This is a genomic window from Pseudomonas sp. Leaf15 (genome assembly GCF_001421425.1).
Taxonomy (GTDB): Bacteria; Pseudomonadota; Gammaproteobacteria; order Pseudomonadales; family Pseudomonadaceae; genus Aquipseudomonas; species Aquipseudomonas salomonii.
This window is the reverse complement of the sequence record NZ_LMKI01000035.1, coordinates 81267-97661: the sequence shown is the minus strand read 5'-3', so window position 1 is coordinate 97661 and position 16395 is coordinate 81267. Positions and strand designations below refer to the sequence as shown.

At 60.5% G+C, this 16395-nt stretch carries 10 protein-coding genes; 6 read left to right on the top strand and 4 right to left on the bottom strand.

The features are described 5' to 3' along the window. Window positions 1-137: 137 nt before the first annotated feature. A complete protein-coding gene (locus ASE80_RS26295; protein ID WP_056861499.1) occupies window positions 138-1070 on the bottom strand; it encodes a DMT family transporter in 933 nt (310 codons plus the stop codon). A 64-nt stretch (window positions 1071-1134) separates the two neighbouring features. Further along, entirely contained in the window at window positions 1135-2697 is a 1563-nt protein-coding gene (locus tag ASE80_RS26290) for a methyl-accepting chemotaxis protein (protein ID WP_371920500.1), read from the bottom strand. Between the two features lie 451 nt (window positions 2698-3148). Between ASE80_RS26290 and aceK the strand changes: the two genes are divergently transcribed. The 5 genes from aceK (at window position 3149) to ASE80_RS26265 (ending at window position 11507) form a co-directional block, all read left to right on the top strand. After that, window positions 3149-4858, top strand: a complete 1710-nt coding sequence (gene aceK / locus ASE80_RS26285; protein WP_056861497.1) for a bifunctional isocitrate dehydrogenase kinase/phosphatase — start codon at window positions 3149-3151, stop codon at window positions 4856-4858. A 334-nt stretch (window positions 4859-5192) separates the two neighbouring features. Beyond that, complete coding sequence (gene hrpA, locus ASE80_RS26280; protein ID WP_056861496.1) at window positions 5193-9104, top strand: ATP-dependent RNA helicase HrpA; 3912 nt, start codon at window positions 5193-5195, stop codon at window positions 9102-9104. Between the two features lie 334 nt (window positions 9105-9438). Continuing rightward, window positions 9439-10560 carry a beta-ketoacyl-ACP synthase III gene (locus tag ASE80_RS26275; protein WP_056861495.1) on the top strand — a complete coding sequence of 374 codons (1122 nt, stop codon included), beginning with the start codon at window positions 9439-9441 and terminating at the stop codon, window positions 10558-10560. A gap of 105 nt (window positions 10561-10665) precedes the next feature. Beyond that, the gene (locus ASE80_RS26270; protein WP_016973332.1) at window positions 10666-11280 is read left to right on the top strand and encodes an RNA polymerase sigma factor; all 615 of its coding nucleotides are present in this window, start codon (window positions 10666-10668) and stop codon (window positions 11278-11280) included. Next, entirely contained in the window at window positions 11274-11507 is a 234-nt protein-coding gene (locus ASE80_RS26265; protein ID WP_056861494.1) for an anti-sigma factor family protein, read from the top strand. Before ASE80_RS26270 ends, ASE80_RS26265 begins: the two co-directional genes overlap by 7 nt. Window positions 11508-11626: 119 nt before the next feature. Here the strand turns inward: ASE80_RS26265 and ASE80_RS26260 are convergent, their stop codons facing one another. Next, complete coding sequence (locus tag ASE80_RS26260) at window positions 11627-12949, bottom strand: putative porin (RefSeq protein ID WP_017134842.1); 1323 nt, start codon at window positions 12947-12949, stop codon at window positions 11627-11629. Window positions 12950-13231: 282 nt separating this feature from the next. Between ASE80_RS26260 and ASE80_RS26255 the strand changes: the two genes are divergently transcribed. Next, complete coding sequence (locus tag ASE80_RS26255) at window positions 13232-14356, top strand: GNAT family N-acetyltransferase (RefSeq protein WP_056861687.1); 1125 nt, start codon at window positions 13232-13234, stop codon at window positions 14354-14356. A 136-nt stretch (window positions 14357-14492) separates the two neighbouring features. On the opposite strand, the gene ASE80_RS26250 is transcribed toward ASE80_RS26255, so the two are convergent. Further along, a complete protein-coding gene (locus ASE80_RS26250; RefSeq protein ID WP_056861493.1) occupies window positions 14493-16325 on the bottom strand; it encodes an ABC transporter ATP-binding protein in 1833 nt (610 codons plus the stop codon). Window positions 16326-16395: the final 70 nt, after the last annotated feature.

Here is a 16395-nt window from a genome sequence, read left to right as displayed (position 1 = left end):
ATACTGATCCGCCTCTGAACTGTTCGCGGGTAGCAATTCATTACCGCCGCCTTGATTCATTGGGTCGACGTTTCAGGTCTAAAGCAAGCGGCAATCGCTGTATTGATTCGCCCGAACCTTTACCCGAACTTTATAAGTCAGCTGCGATTAAATGTTTGGAGGCTAGCCTTTTTATTCCTTGCGTTGTCCAGCTTCCCCACCCGCAACACCAACCACAACGCCCCCCCAATCAACACCCCGCCATACAGATGTGCCATCGACAACGGTTCATCCAGCAACAACGCCCCCCACAACACCCCAAACGGCGGAATCATAAACGTCACGGTCATCGACTTCACCGGCCCAATCGATGACAGCAAGCGGAAGTACAGGATGTAGGCAAACGCCGTACACACCAGCCCCAACCCCAGCAACGATGACCATACCTGCCAGCCGCCCCAACTCGCCGGTGGATGGCTGATGGCGCTGTAGGCAAAGAACGGCAGTAAGAACAGGGTAGCGCCGAGCATGCTGCCCAGCGCCGAAAGCCGGCTGTCCAAGCCACCGCGCTGATCGAGCCAGCGCCGCGCCAGGAACCCGGCAAAGCCGTAGCAGGTGGTGGCCAGCAGGCAGGCCATTGCGCCCATCAACAAGTCCATATCGAAGGCTACCGGCCCGGCACGGGTCAGGATTCCTACGCCAAACAGGCCCAAACACACACCTGCGATTTTAGAAGGCGTCAGGCGCTCACTGAAGAACAACCCGCCGATCAACACGCCCATCAGCGGCGTGGTGGCGTTGAAGATCGCCGAGTAACCCGCCGGCAGCACCTGGGCCGCCACCGAGTACATGGTGGCGGGAATGCCGGAGTTGATCACGCCGAGCAGCAGCACGGTCTTGAACTTGCCCTGGAAGTCCCAGTTCACGCGCATCATCGTGAGGATCACCAGCAACCCGGCGGCGGCGATCGACACGCGAAAAAACGCAGTCGGCACCGTGCCGATTTCCGGCGCGATGATACGCATGAACAGGAAGCTCGCGCCCCAAATGGCAGCCAGCCCCAATAGGTACAGGGTGTCGACAGGTCTCACGGAACACTCCTACATCAATAAGGCGGCGAGTGTTGCCCAGTGGACTGCGCGACACAATCGCTAATTACAGGACAAACCGCGTGACCATGCCGTTGAGGTCCACCGCCAGGCGTGACAGCTCCTGGCTGGCTGCCGAGGTCTGGGTGACACCGGCGGCGGTCTGGGTCGACAGGTCGCGAATGTTCACCAGGCTGCGGTCGACGTCGCGGGCCACCAGCGCCTGTTGCTCGGCGGCGCTGGCGATCACCAGGTTGCGTTCGCTGATCTGCGAGATGGCCGCGGTGATTTTTTCCAGTGCGCTGCCGGCGCTGTTGGCTCGCTGCAAGGTCTGGCCGGCGTGCTCGGCGCTGCTGTTGAGCGCTTCGACGGTGCCTTGGGTGCCTTGCTGGATCCCGTTGATCATCTGCTCGATTTCTTCGGTGGAGTCCTGGGTGCGTTGCGCCAGCGAGCGTACTTCGTCGGCCACCACTGCAAACCCACGCCCGGCCTCGCCTGCGCGGGCGGCTTCGATGGCGGCATTAAGCGCCAGCAGGTTGGTTTGCCCGGCGATGCCGCGAATCACTTCCAGTACTTTACTGATGTCCTGGGCCTGCACCGCCAAGCCTTCGGCCTTGCTGGACGCGCCGAGCACTTCGTCCACCAGGTTCTGGATCGAGCTGATGGTTTCGCTGATCTGGTAATGACCGTGCTTGCTGTCTTCGTCGGAGGCCGTGGACGCCTCGGCGCTGGACACTGCATTGGCCGCGACTTCGTCCACCGCCGCGCTCATCTCGTTAACGGCGGTGGCGGCCTGTTCGATCTCATCGTTCTGCGCTTGCAGGCCACGGGTGCTCTGCTCCATCACCGAACTCATCTCTTCAGCGGCGGAGGCCAGTTGCTGCGCCGACTCGCTGATGCCATGAATGGTGGTGCGCAACTGATCCTGCATGGTGGCCAGGGCCGTCAGCAATTGCGCCGGTTCGTCGCTGCCTTTGACCACGATGGGCTGGCTCAAATCGCCACCGGCAATGCTGCGCGCCACGGCCAGCGCCTGGCCCAGCGGGGCGGTGATGCTGCGGGTCAGCAGCCAGGCGAGCAACAAGGTCGCGATCAGTGCACACAGGATGATCAGGCCGACCACCCACTGCGCGCGGGTGTACATCTGCGCCGCCGCGTCCGCTGCGGCTTCCACGCCTTGCTGATTGAAGGTAATCATGTCTTCCAGGCTTTTATTCAAGACCGTGCCCTGTGGGCCGATGCGTGTGTTGAGCAGGTCGATGGCGTCTTGCTGCTGGTCCTTGTCGACCAGCTCCATCATCTGGCTGACGATGCTGTTGTAGGTGTTCACATCGCTGTTGAGTTGCTTGAGCATGGCGCGCTCTTCGTCGCTGCTGAGCAGGTCGGTGTGATGCTCAAGCAGGGTGCTGAGTTCGTTGCGCTGGCGGGCGATCAGGCTTTTGCTGTTGTCGCGGATCCTTGATTCGTCGGTGGTCGCCATGCGCATTGACTCCAGGCGGATGCCGGCGATGCAGGCTGCAGCGTCGTGGATATTCTCGATGCTCGGCATCCACGACTCTTCCATCACCAACGCGCTTTCGCGCAGCTTGGCCATCTGCCCCAGGCCAAACATTCCGACGATCACCAGCATGCTGGCCAACACCCCGAAACTCAGGCTGGCGCGCAAACCGATCGGCATATTCCTCAATGACATCTTAGTGCTCCTTTGGCGATTTGAACCGGTTCCCGGGTCGGTCTTCAGACCTTGTAAGGGTGGGAAAGGGCGCGCTGTATATCAAAGTGCCATCAAGGTAGTAATCGGGGTTTCCCCTAAGCGGTGTCGAGGTTGTTACATCAGTTGTGAATTCACAGGCGGGTACGCTTTGCGCTCGGCTTGGGCAGGGCCACGCAGTTCCAAGCCTGTAGCGGTGAGTGGGGTGACTTTTTGGTGCGTTTATTGACCGAGTGGTCTACTTATTAAAACTGAAACTAAATGTACAAAACACATGATGTTGTACAGTCAGGCCGTGCAAATCATCCTTCTCCTGCCTCGATTCACTGGCTAAGCTCAGGCATCCAGATACCCGTTCGAGGTTTCCCGCATGTCGCCATCCGCCCCTGCCATTGCCCGCATGATCCTCGATGGCTTCGACGATTACCGTGAGCACTTTCGCCAGATCACCGACGGCGCCCGCGAGCGTTTCGAAACGGCTCAGTGGCAGCAAGGGCAGGCGGCATCGGCGGCGCGGATCAATTTGTATGAAGAGAAGGTCGCTGAAGTCACGGCGCGTCTGCGTGCCCACTTCGATGAGGCGGCGTTGCTGGCAGTGGACGAGTGGCCATTGGTTAAAAGCGCGTACATCGGCCTGATCGATCTGCGTTTTGACGATGAGCTGTCCGAGACCTGGTACAACTCGATCTTCTGCGGGCTGTTCAGCCATGACCTGATCAGTGACGGCTGCATGTTCATCCACACCACGCGGCCGAGCCTGCGCCGGGCGCGTGCGGCGCAAACCCACACCTATCAACCTGCGGGCGACCTGGCGGCGACGCTGGCGCAGATCTTCGCCGATTACCGCTTCAGCGAAGCCTACGCCGACCTCGATGGCGACCTGCGCCGCCTCCAGGCGCAGCTTCGCGAAAATCTGCCGGATTGGGTATGCAAAGACCCGCAGCTGAGTATCGAGCTGTTTTCATCGGTGCTTTACCGTAATAAAGGTGCCTACCTGGTCGGGCGCATTTTTACCCGTGACGAGCAGTGGCCCCTGGTGATCCCGTTGCTGCACCGCGAAGGGCGCGGCATCCAGATCGATGCACTGATCACCGACGAAGCCGATGTGTCGATCATCTTTTCCTTCACACGCTCTTACTTCATGGTCGATGTGCCGGTGCCGGCGGAGTTTATCGGCTTTCTCAAGCGCATCCTGCCCGGCAAGCATATTGCCGAGCTGTACACCTCGATTGGTTTCTACAAGCACGGCAAATCGGAGTTCTACCGCGCGCTGATTAACCACCTGGCCACCACCGATGATCAATTCATCATGGCGCCCGGCGTGCGCGGCATGGTCATGAGCGTGTTCACGCTGCCGGGTTTCAACACCGTATTCAAGATTATCAAGGACCGCTTTTCGCCGTCGAAAAACGTCAACCGCGCCACGGTGATCGAGAAGTACCGGCTGGTTAAAAGCGTTGATCGGGTGGGGCGCATGGCCGACACCCAGGAGTTTGCCGACTTCCGTTTTCCCTTGAGCAAATTCGAGCCCGAATGCCTGGCCGAGTTACTGGAAGTCGCCGCCGGCACGGTGCAGGTGGAGGGCGATACGGTACTGATTCGCCACTGCTGGACCGAGCGGCGCATGACCCCGCTCAACCTCTACCTGGACAACGCCAACCCCGCCCAGGTGCGCGAAGCCCTGGAAGACTATGGCCTGGCCATCAAGCAACTGGCGGCGGCGAACATCTTCCCCGGCGACATGCTGCTGAAGAACTTCGGCGTCACCCGTCACGGTCGTGTGGTGTTCTATGACTATGATGAAATCTGCTTCCTCACCGAAGCCAACTTCCGCCACATCCCCGCACCGCGCACGCCCGAAGATGAAATGGCCTCGGAGCCCTGGTACTCCATCGGCCCGCTGGACGTGTTCCCGGAAGAGTTCCCGCCGTTCCTGTTCGCCGATGCCGGCCAGCGCAAGCTGTTCGACGAGTTGCATGGCGAGTTGTACAACGCCGACTACTGGAAAGGCCTGCAGGAAGCGATTCGCGCCGGCAAGGTGATTGATGTGTTTCCGTATCGGCGCAAAGACCCGCTGTAAACGCCTATACCGTTTGGGAGGAGGCTGGCACCCGATAGCCATAGGAATTTAACAACGTCTGAGCGAAGTGGGCTGTTGTGGCGAGCAGGCTTGCCCTGCGTTGGGCTGCGCAGCGGCCCCAAAAACAGACTCAGAGTTCTTTCAGGAGTATCTCGGTGTCTACAATGGGGCTGCTGCGCAGCCCAACGCATGGCAAGCCTGCTCGCCACAGAGGAGCGTGGGTTAAGACAGTTGCTCCCACATTTGATCCGGTTTACTTAGCCGTCTGCCAGATCAGCTGCTTTTCTGCCACACTTGCCGGCCGTGCATAAATAGACGACCTGCAAAGTACCTGATGACTGACCAAGCGCCCGCTATCGACCAACTGCTCAAAAACCTCGATCACGCCATGCTCGCCGACCGCCACCGCTTGCGGCGCCAGTTGCTTGAGCTGCGCAAGAAGCCTGACGAGGAGAAGCTGGCGCAGTGGGTCACGCGTATGCAAGCGTCCTGCGCCCAGGTCACCGCGCGGCGCGCCAGCCTGCCGGTGATTCGCTATGACGACAGCCTGCCGATCGCGGCCAAGCGTGACGAGATCAAAGAGGCGCTAAACAAGCATCAGGTGCTTATCATTGCCGGCGAAACCGGCTCGGGTAAAACCACCCAGTTGCCGAAGATCTGCCTGGAGATCGGTCGCGGCCAGTACGGCCTGATCGGCCACACCCAGCCGCGCCGGATTGCTGCGCGCAGCGTCGCCAGCCGGGTTGCCGAAGAGCTTGCTACGCCATTGGGCGCGTTGGTCGGCTATCAGGTGCGTTTCGAAGATCAGAGTGACTCCAACACGCTGATCAAGCTGATGACCGACGGCATTTTGCTGGCGGAAACCCAGAACGACCGTTATCTGGAACGCTACGACACCATCATCGTCGACGAAGCCCACGAACGCAGCCTGAACATCGACTTCCTGCTCGGTTACCTGAAAACCCTGTTGCCGCGTCGCCCGGACCTTAAAGTCATCATTACTTCGGCGACCATCGATCTGGAGCGCTTTTCCAAGCACTTCGACGATGCGCCGATTGTCGAGGTCTCGGGTCGTACCTTCCCGGTCGACACCTGGTATCGCCCGCTGACGCTGGAGCAGGACGAGGAGGGCAACCGCGTCGAGGATGACTTGACCGTCGACCAGGCGATTCTCGCCACCCTCGATGAAATTGCCGCCTATGAGCGCAGTGAACGCCGCAGCCCCGGCGATGTGCTGGTGTTTTTACCGGGTGAACGCGAGATTCGCGACGCCGCCGACATGCTGCGCAAGGCCCAGCTCAAACACACTGAAATTCTGCCGCTGTACGCGCGCCTGTCGCCGGCCGAACAGCAGCGGATTTTCCAGTCCCACCCAGGCCGCCGCGTGGTGCTGGCGACCAACGTCGCGGAAACCTCGCTGACGGTGCCGGGCATTCGGTATGTGATCGACAGCGGCACCGCGCGCATCAGCCGCTACAGCTACCGCGCCAAAGTGCAGCGCCTGCCGATCGAGGCGATTTCCCAGGCCAGTGCCAACCAGCGTAAAGGCCGCTGCGGCCGGGTCGAGCCGGGCATTTGCATTCGCTTGTACAGCGAAGAAGATTTTATCGGCCGCCCGGAATTTACCGACCCGGAGATCCTGCGCACCAACCTCGCCGCGGTGATCCTGCAGATGCTGCACTTGCGCCTGGGCGAAATCACCGACTTCCCGTTTATCGAGCCGCCGGATGGCAAGGCGATCAGCGACGGTTTCAACCTGCTGCAAGAACTCTCGGCGGTGGACCGCAACAGCCAGCTCACGCCACTGGGCCGCCAATTGGCGCGCCTGCCGGTGGACCCGCGCATGGGCCGCATGTTGCTCGAAGCGGCCAAGCTCGGCAGTTTGCAGGAAGTGTTGATTGTGGCCAGTGCCATGTCGATCCAGGACCCGCGCGAGCGTCCGCCGGAGCGCCAGCAAGCCGCCGACCAGGCCCACGCGCAGTGGAAGGATGCCGACTCTGACTTCGCCGGGCTGGTCAATCTGTGGCGTGGCTTTGAAGAGCAGCGCCAGGCACTGACCGCCAGCCCGTTGCGTAACTGGTGCCGCAAGAACTTCCTGAATTACCTGCGCCTGCGCGAGTGGCGTGACTCCCATCGCCAGTTGAGCCTGATCTGCCGCGATATGCAGCTGACGGTCAACAAGGAACCGGCCGACTTTGCGAAACTGCACAAGGCGGTGCTGTCCGGCCTGCTCAGCCAGATCGGGCAGAAGACCGAAGACGGCGATTACCTCGGCGCACGGCAGCGGCGCTTCTGGATTCACCCGTCTTCGGGCATCGGCAAAAAGCGTCCGCAATGGCTGATGGCCGCCGAACTGGTGGAAACCACCAAACTGTATGCGCGCATGGTCGCCAAGATCGATGCCGACTGGATCGAGCCGCTGGCCGGGCACCTGATCAAGAAAAACCACTTCGAACCGCACTGGGAAAAGAAGCGCGGCCAAGTGGTGGCGTTTGAGCAGATCACCCTGTTCGGGCTGATTGTGGTCGGGCGTCGGCCGGTGCATTACGGGCCGATTGACCCGGTGGTGTCCCGCGAGTTGTTTATTCGTGAAGGGTTGGTACGCGGCGAGATTCAATCCCGCGCCAAGTGCCTCACGGCCAACCAGCAACTGCTGGAACAGCTCGATGAGCTGGAGGCCAAGGCCCGTCGTCGTGACATTCTGGCGGATGAAGAAACCCTGTACGCCTTCTATGACGCGCGCTTGCCGGCAGAGATCCACCAGACCGCCACGTTCGACAGCTGGTACAAGGTCAACAGCCAGAAAGACCCGCAACTGCTGATCATGCGTGAAGAAGACGTGCTGGCCCGCGAGGCCAGTGAAGTCACCGCCGCGCATTACCCGGACACGCTGCATTTGGGCGACCTGGAACTGGCCCTGAGTTACCACTTTGAACCCAACCATCCGCGTGACGGCGTAACCCTGCGTGTGCCGGCGCCGCTGTTGCCGGCGTTGCCGCCGGAGCGTCTGGAGTGGCTGGTGCCGGGTGTGATCGAAGCCAAGTGCATCGCGCTGGTGCGCAACCTGCCCAAGGCGCTGCGCAAGAACTTTGTGCCGGTGCCGGATTTCGTCAAGGCCGCCCTGCAACGTATCGAATTTGGTCAGGGCTCGCTGCCTCAGGCGCTGGGCCGCGAATTGCTGCGCATGACCGGCGCGCGGGTCAGCGATGAGGCCTGGGCCGAGGCGGCGCAGCAGGTGGAAAGCCACCTGAAGATGAACCTGGAGGTGGTTGACGGCCAGGGCAAGTTCCTGGGCGAAGGCCGCGATCTGGCCGAGCTGACCGCACGTTTCGCCGAGGCCAGCCAGGCCGCATTGGCCGTGCCGCAGACTGCGAAAAGCCAGCAGCCGGTGGAAGCCAAGGTATTTGCCGCCGTGGCGGAAAAGACCCAGCAAAAGATTGCCGGCCTGTCGATGACGGTGTATCCGGCCCTGGTCGAAGAAAACGGCACGGTCAAGGAAGGGCGTTTTTCCACCGCCGCCGAAGCCGAGTTCCAGCACCGTCGTGCCTTGCAGTGCCTGCTGATGCAGCAACTGGCGGAACCGGCAAAATTCCTGCGGGGCAAACTGCCCGGTTTGACCGAATTGGGCCTGATGTACCGCGAGCTGGGGCGCATTGATGCACTGGTGGAAGACATTCTATTGGCCAGCCTCGACACCTGCGTGCTAGAAGGCGAAGCCAGCCTGCCGCGTGACGGTGCCGGTCTCGCTGCATTGGCCGAACGCAAGCGCGGCAGTTGGGCCGAGCACGCCGAGCGCCTGGCGCGCTTGACCCTGGACGTGCTGAAACTCTGGCATGGTTTGCAGAAACGCTTCAAAGGCAAAATCGACCTGGCCCAGGCGGTGGCGTTGAACGACATCAAACAGCAGCTCAGCAACCTGGTGTACCAAGGTTTTGTGCGCGAAACCCCGGCGCAGTGGTTCAAGGAATTGCCGCGCTTTCTCAAAGCCATCGAGCTGCGCCTGGAGAAACTGCCGAGCCAGGTGCAAAAAGATCGCGTGTGGAGCACTGAGCTGGGCGGCTTGTGGGCGCAGTACCAGAACCGCCTGAACAAACACGCCCAGGAAGGCAAGCGCGACCCGCAGCTCGAACTCTATCGCTGGTGGTTGGAAGAATACCGGGTGTCGCTGTTTGCCCAGCAGTTGGGCACCAAGGTGCCGATTTCCGATAAGCGTTTGAGCAAGCAGTGGAGCCTGGTCGAGGCCTGAGTGCTTCCTCGATCCTCCAGGCAACGCCCAACCCCTGTGGGAGCTGGCTTGCCTGCGATGGCATCACCACCGTTTGGCTGATACACCGCAGTGTCTGCATCGCAGGCAAGCCAGCTCCCACAATGGATTGCGGGGGTTAATCCTGGGGATGGCGCCAAATGCGCGAGGTTGTGGCAAACTTCGCAGTCATAAAGACCGGTAACGCCGCGAGACGCTGTGGCGCCATGGGATAAAGCGTTGCCAGTTTGATGCCCGCTGGAGGGCATCGAACGACTTAAAGTTTGGTACGACGGTACCAATTTCTTCTCTGCCTGACAGATTTAGAGGAACGACCGTGCATAACGTCGTCATCAGCGGCACTGGCCTGTACACCCCGGCCAACAGCATCTCCAACGAAGAGCTGGTGCAGTCTTTCAATGCTTACGTGCAACAGTTCAACAGCGATAACGCCGCGGCCATCGAGCGCGGTGAGGTGCAGGCGCTGACCGAGTCGAGCGCGGCCTTTATCGAGAAGGCTTCAGGCATCAAGAGCCGCTTTGTGATGGACAAGGACGGCATCCTTGACCCGCAACGCATGGCCCCGCGCTTGCCCGAACGCAGCAACGACGAGTGGTCGGTACTCTGCCAGATGGCCATCGGCGCCGCCGAACAAGCCCTGCAGCGCGCCGGCAAGACCGCCGCCGACATCGATGGCGTGATCGTCGCCTGCTCCAACCTGCAGCGCGCCTACCCGGCCATCGCCATTGAAGTCCAGGAAGCCCTGGGCATCCAGGGGTTTGGCTTCGACATGAACGTGGCGTGTTCCTCGGCCACCTTCGGCATCCAGAACGCCGCCAACAGCATCCAGCTGGGCCAGGCCCGGGCGATCCTGATGGTCAACCCGGAAGTCTGCACCGGCCACCTGAATTTCCGCGACCGCGACAGCCATTTCATCTTCGGTGATGCGGCCACGGCGGTGATCCTCGAGCGCGCGGATCTGGCGACCTCCGAGCACCAGTTCGACGTGGTCAGCACCAAGCTGCTGACCAAGTTCTCCAATAACATCCGCAACAACTTCGGTTTCCTCAACCGTACCGCCGAAGAAGGCATCGGCGCGCCGGACAAACTGTTCGTGCAGGAAGGCCGCAAAGTCTTCCGTGATGTCTGCCCGATGGTTGCCGAATTGATCGGTGTACATCTTGAAGAAAACCAGCTGAACGTGACCGACGTGAAGCGCTTCTGGCTGCACCAGGCCAACCTGAGCATGAACCACCTGATTGTGAAGAAACTGCTGGGCCGCGAAGCCTCGGTGGAAGAAGCGCCGGTGATCCTTGATACTTACGCCAATACCAGCTCGGCAGGTTCGGTGATTGCGTTTCACACCTACCAGGACGATCTGCCCAAGGGCTCGGTTGCAGTGCTCAGCTCGTTCGGCGCGGGTTATTCGATTGGCAGCGTGATCCTGCGCAAGCGCTGATCCTGTGGGAGCTGGCTTGTGGTGTGACTGATCCACCGGGGTGCCTGCATCGCAGGCAAGCCAGCTCCCACATCGACCGTATTCCAAGGTAATTTGAGGTAAACAATGGCAGCAGCCGACGACGCGCACCTGCTTGAACGGCTGCTCAAGGGCGAGCAGCGGGCCTACAAGGAACTGGTCACCACCTACCAGAGCGCCATGCGCGCGGTCGCCTATGCCATTGTCGGCCAGCGCCACGCCGACGAAGTGGTGCAAGACGCCTGGCTGTCGGTGGTGCGCAACCTGGCCAAGTTCGAAGGGCGCTCCAGCCTCAAGACCTGGCTGCTGACCATCACCGCCAACTCCGCCAAGGGCCGCTACAAACAGAATCGACGGGAAGTATTGCTCGATGATTTGCCTTCGCCCCACGGCACTATTGGTGATGACCGCTTCGTCCCCGACGACGGCCACTGGGCTGTTGCGCCTTACGCCTGGCACCAGGACACCCCGGAGGCCTTGCTGACCGAGGATGAGCTGCGCAAGTGCCTGGAGCATACAATCCTGAGTTTGTCGGAGCTGCAAAGCAGCGTGCTGGTGCTGCGAGAACGCCAAGGCCTGGAGTTGGAGGAAATTTGTAATCTTCTGACCCTCTCGCTCTCCAATGTTCGTGTGCTGTTGCATCGAGCACGGCTTAAAGTCTTCGCCACGGTGGAGCATTTTGAGGAAACGGGCGAATGTTGACCTGTAAGGAACAAGTGGCGCGGTCCAGTGACTACCTCGATGGGCAATTGACCTTTCGAGAGCGTTTGCTGGTGCGTCATCACTTGATGTTCTGCCCTAACTGTCGGCGATTTATTCGTCAGATGCGCCTGATGCAGGCGACGTTGAAGATCATGCCGCAGGAGCCGGTAAAGGATGTTGATGCACTGGCTGATCGGCTGGTGGCCGAAAGGCTCAAGGATCAGTAACGGCGGGAAGAGCCAGGCTCGCGTGGGTGAGTCGAACGGATGATGGGGATCGACCCACCCACGCAAGGCTGTTGAAACCCCCTCGGGCCGTCCTGGCCCAAGGGTTATTGCACACACATTTAGAACTTGGCTTCAGCATCCAGCTGCAGGGTGTTGGTGTTGGCATCACGCTGCGTGCGGCTGGCGTAGTCAGCCTTGGTCAGGAAGTACGTGGCGCCGAGGGCGAAGTTCTTGTCGATGTCGTAGCTGACTTTGAGCTTGTGACCGCGCGAACCGGTGGTGCCGTTGGCGAAGTCCGAATCGGTGAACGCGCCAACCACTGCATCACGTTGCGTATCGCGGTAGTTGTAGTCCAGGTTGAAACCGAACACCTTGGACTTGGCACCGATCAACCAGGCGGTGTCCTGGTCGGTCACTGCATCGTTGTTTTTCACGTACTGGCCATAGAACGCCAAAGGCACGGCCAGGCCGCCGATGTCGGCTTGGGCAAAGCCTTCATACAGGCGGAATTCGTTGTTGGCCGAGTTGCCGTTGACCGCCAGCGCGCACGGCGTGGTGGTAGTTGTGCAGCGGCTGTCCTTGTCGTTCTGGTAAGCGTAGACGCTGCCGCCCAGGGTCATTTTCAGGTTGTCGGTGAGCGAGAAGCGCGTGCCCAACTGGCCGGACGTCAGGCGCAGGTCATGGCGAAATTGCACGCCGTCGCCGTCCACGTTGTCCTTGAGGTTGTAGTTACCCAGGCTGCCGAACAGCTCGGCGCTGCCGCCCAATGGGTACTTGTAGGTGACGGCCAGGCCTTCAGGGTTGATGTCGCTATCCCAGATCACGTCGCCCATGTTCACCCACGGTTGCAGCATCTTGCCGCCGATCACGTGCAGGTTCTTGATCTGGTCCGGGTGGTAGTCGATGTAGCCCAGGTCCAGCCAGATCGACTTCTTGTCGAAGTAGTTGTCCTGGTCCTGGTTAGTCGAGCGCGCATCGTCGCTGCTGCCGGTGGCCACGCGGATGCCGGTGTCGACCTGGGAGTTGATCTCGGTGTAGGCGCCCAGGCGGGCACGGATGCGCTGACGGTCTTTGTCGCGGCCGCCGTTGTTGGATTCGCCCTGGATCTTCACGGTTTCCTGACGGAAGCGCACATCACCCTTGAGTTGGGTGCGCGCGGCCCAGGCCAGCTTCTGATCGAAGACGCTGAGGTCGTTGGTTTTTTTCGCGGTGGCCGCGATCTGCTCGTTGGTCTCTTGTTGAGCTTGCTGTGCGATCTGCTTTTCTTTCTGGTCCTTGGCTAATTCCGTTTGCAGTTCAGTGTACTGCGCAGCGGTGATCTGGCCGTTGGCCTTGAGCATGTCGAGCAATTTAGCGTCGACTGCAGCGCTGGCCGGAACGCTCAGGGCCAGCAACAGGCCGCCACACAGGGCCGCCGCAGTTTTAGTGGAAGCAAGACGCATATCAATCTCCGAAAGTGAGGAGGGATGGCAAACCATCCAGGACACAACCGACCGATGACGGACGGAAAATAGCCGCCTGGTAGAACCAGGCGCTCTAAAAACAGGCGTCAGTATCACGATCGTTTATGACGGAGTAGTGGCTAAGTGATTTCACCTAGATGACAAATTATTTAATCTGGAACTAATTGTTTCCAGGTTTGTCACGCTCGTTTCGAGGTGTGCCTGGCGCCGCGATAGGCGATACTCGCCAGGCTTTCACGCCAAGAAACAGAGAGGATGCCGATGCCGCTGCAACGCCTGGACAAGCTGTCTGCAATCGCCCCGCACGTCTGGGATGCGCTGGTGCCGCAGGCCCAACCCTTTGTGCGGCATGCCTTTCTCAGTGCGCTGGAAGACAGCGCCAGCCTGGGCCCGCAGTCCGGTTGGCAGCCCGAGCATTTGCTGCATTGGGAAGGCGAACGACTGGTGGCAGCCCTGCCCAGCTACCGCAAGTGGCACTCCTATGGCGAGTACGTGTTTGATCACGGCTGGGCAGACGCTTGCGCGCGCGCGAGCATCGAGTACTACCCCAAGTTGCTGACGGCCGTGCCGTTCAGTCCGGTGAGTGGCCCGCGCTTGCTGGCCAGGAATGCCGAGGACGGGTTTGAACTGCTGGGCAGCCTGCCCGGTTATCTGGAAATCGAAGGGCTCTCCAGTGCCCATATCAACTTCACCGACCCGTTGGCCGATGCCGCATTGGCTGGGCAGGCAGGTTGGTTGCAGCGCCTGGGCTGCCAGTTTCACTGGCAAAACCGCGGTTATCGCGACTTCCAGGACTTTCTCGATGCCTTGAGTTCACGCAAGCGCAAACAGATGCGCAAAGAACGCGAGCAAGTGGCCGGGCAGGGCATCGATTTTGAATGGTTGCAAGGCCATGAGTTAAGCGAGGCGCAGTGGGATTTTGTCTACGCCTGCTACGCCAACACCTACGCGGTGCGTCGCCAGGCACCCTACCTGACCCGCGCCTTTTTCAGCCTGCTGGCCGAACGTATGCCCGAGGCGATTCGCGTGGTGCTGGCCAAACAAGGCACACGCCCGGTGGCCATGGCCTTCAGCCTGATCGGTGGCGACAGTTTCTACGGCCGCTACTGGGGCTGCCTGGCCGAGTTCGACCGCCTGCATTTTGAAACCTGCTTCTACCAGGGCATGGACTACGCCATCGCCCACGGCCTGCAACGTTTCGACGCCGGCGCCCAGGGCGAACACAAGTTGATTCGCGGCTTTGAGCCGGTGATCACACGGTCATGGCACTACCTGCGCCATCCCGGTTTGAAGAATGCCGTCGAAGACTTCCTCGAACGCGAGCGGGTTGGGATTCTGGCGTATGCCGAAGAGGCGAGGGCAGCCCTGCCTTATCGGCAGGGCTGACTCCGAGGCCACAGACGTTGATCAATTAGTGTGGGAGCTGGCTTGCCTGCGATTGCGGTGCGCCAGATAACCGATTCGTTACTGACGGTGCGCTATCGCAGGCAAGCCAGCTCCCACACTGTTTCGCGGTGTGTTTTTAATCGATGCCGACGAACCCACCCGTCTGGTGCTGCCACAACCTGGCATACAAGCCACCATGGGCCAGCAATTCGGCATGGCTGCCGGTCTCGGCGATCTGGCCTTTTTCCAGCACTACCAGGCGGTCCATGCGCGCGATGGTCGACAAGCGGTGCGCAATCGCAATCACGGTCTTGCCTTGCATCAGCGTTTCAAGGCTTTCCTGGATCGCCGCTTCCACTTCCGAATCCAGCGCCGACGTCGCTTCGTCCATGATCAGAATCGGCGCGTCCTTGAGCAGCACTCGCGCAATGGCAATGCGCTGGCGTTGCCCGCCCGAGAGTTTCACCCCGCGCTCGCCCACGTGTGCATCCAGCCCGGTGCGGCCTTCGGCATCCGACAACAGCGGGATGAACTCATCGGCGCGGGCTTTGTGGATGGCGGCGTTGAGTTCTTCATCGCTGGCATCCGGTTTGCCGTACAGCAAGTTGTCACGGATCGAGCGGTGCAGCAGCGAGGTGTCCTGGGTGATCATGCCGATCTGTGCCCGCAAGGACTCCTGGGCGACTTCGGCGATGTTCTGGCCGTCGATCAGGATGCGCCCGCCTTGCAGGTCGTACAGGCGCAGCAACAAGTTGACCAGGGTTGATTTGCCCGCGCCGGAGGGGCCGATCAGGCCGATTTTCTCACCGGCCTTGATCTGAAGGTTCAGGCCGCCAATGATCCCGCTCTTTTTGCCATAGTGGAAATCCACCTGCTCGAAACGCACTTCGCCGTGGGGCACTTGCAGGCGTGGCGCGTTTTCACGGTCGGTCACGGCCAGCGGCGCCGCGATGGTTTTCAAACCATCCTGCACCATGCCGATATTTTCGAAGATGCCGTTGACCACCCACATGATCCAGCCGGACATGTTGACGATACGGATCACCAGGCCTGTGGCGAGGGCGATGGCGCCCACCGAAATCAGTGACTGCGTCCACAGCCACAACGCCAGGCCGGTGGTGGTGACGATCAGCACGCCGTTCAAGGTGCAGATCACCACGTCCATGCTGGTGAGCACGCGCGCGGCCAACTGGGTTTTTTCGGTCTGCTCGATGATCGCTTCCTTGGCGTACTCCTGCTCATTCTGCGTATGAGCGAACAGCTTCAAGGTGGTGATGTTGGTGTAGCCGTCGACAATGCGGCCCATCAATTTGGAGCGCGCCTCGGAGGAAATCACCGAGCGTTCTTTCACGCGAGGCACGAAGTAACGCAACGCAAGGCTGTAAAGAATGATCCAGGTGATCAGCGGGATCATCAGGCGCCAGTCCGCCTCGGCAAACAGCACCAGGGCGCTGATGGCGTAGATCGACACATGCCAGATGGCTTCCGCGGTCGCCACTGCCGAATCGCGCAAGGAGTTGCCGGTTTGCATGATGCGCTGGGCAATGCGCCCGGCGAAATCGTTCTGGAAGAAGTTCAAGCTCTGCTTGAGTACGTAGCTATGGTTCTGCCAGCGGATCAGGCTGGTCATGCCGGGGTTGATGGTCTGGTGCACCAGTAAGTCATGCAGGCCATTGAAGATCGGGCGCAGCAGCAGGGCAACCACGGCCATCCAGATCAGCTCGGCGCTGTGAATCTGGAAGAAGTTGGCGGGCGGCGTGCCTTGGGCCAAATCGATAATGCGGCTCAGGTAGCTGAACAATGCCACTTCGATCAACGCGCCGATCAGGCCGACCACCAGCAAGGCGGCAAAACTTGGCCACACCTGGCGCAGGTAGTAGAGGTAGAAGGGCAGGACTTTATCAGGAGGGGCGGCGCTGGGAGCGTCGCGGAAAATGTCGATCAGTTGTTCAAAGCGACGATAGAGCATTCAGTCTGACGCCCGCGTTGCGGGCTCTCCTTTCAAATGCGCACGCGGCGTTGTGGGCCGCGTGCGGAGC

What these genes read in the sequence shown, in the direction of transcription:
- ASE80_RS26270 (WP_016973332.1), top strand. Translation starts at nt 10,666, where the DNA reads ATGGCAGCAGCCGACGACGCGCACCTGCTTGAACGGCTGCTCAAGGGC.
- ASE80_RS26255 (WP_056861687.1), top strand. Translation starts at nt 13,232, where the DNA reads ATGCCGCTGCAACGCCTGGACAAGCTGTCTGCAATCGCCCCGCACGTC.
- hrpA (WP_056861496.1), top strand. Translation starts at nt 5,193, where the DNA reads ATGACTGACCAAGCGCCCGCTATCGACCAACTGCTCAAAAACCTCGAT.
- aceK (WP_056861497.1), top strand. Translation starts at nt 3,149, where the DNA reads ATGTCGCCATCCGCCCCTGCCATTGCCCGCATGATCCTCGATGGCTTC.
- ASE80_RS26260 (WP_017134842.1), bottom strand. Translation starts at nt 12,949, where the DNA reads ATGCGTCTTGCTTCCACTAAAACTGCGGCGGCCCTGTGTGGCGGCCTG.
- ASE80_RS26290 (WP_371920500.1), bottom strand. Translation starts at nt 2,697, where the DNA reads ATGCTGGTGATCGTCGGAATGTTTGGCCTGGGGCAGATGGCCAAGCTG.
- ASE80_RS26250 (WP_056861493.1), bottom strand. Translation starts at nt 16,325, where the DNA reads ATGCTCTATCGTCGCTTTGAACAACTGATCGACATTTTCCGCGACGCT.
- ASE80_RS26265 (WP_056861494.1), top strand. Translation starts at nt 11,274, where the DNA reads ATGTTGACCTGTAAGGAACAAGTGGCGCGGTCCAGTGACTACCTCGAT.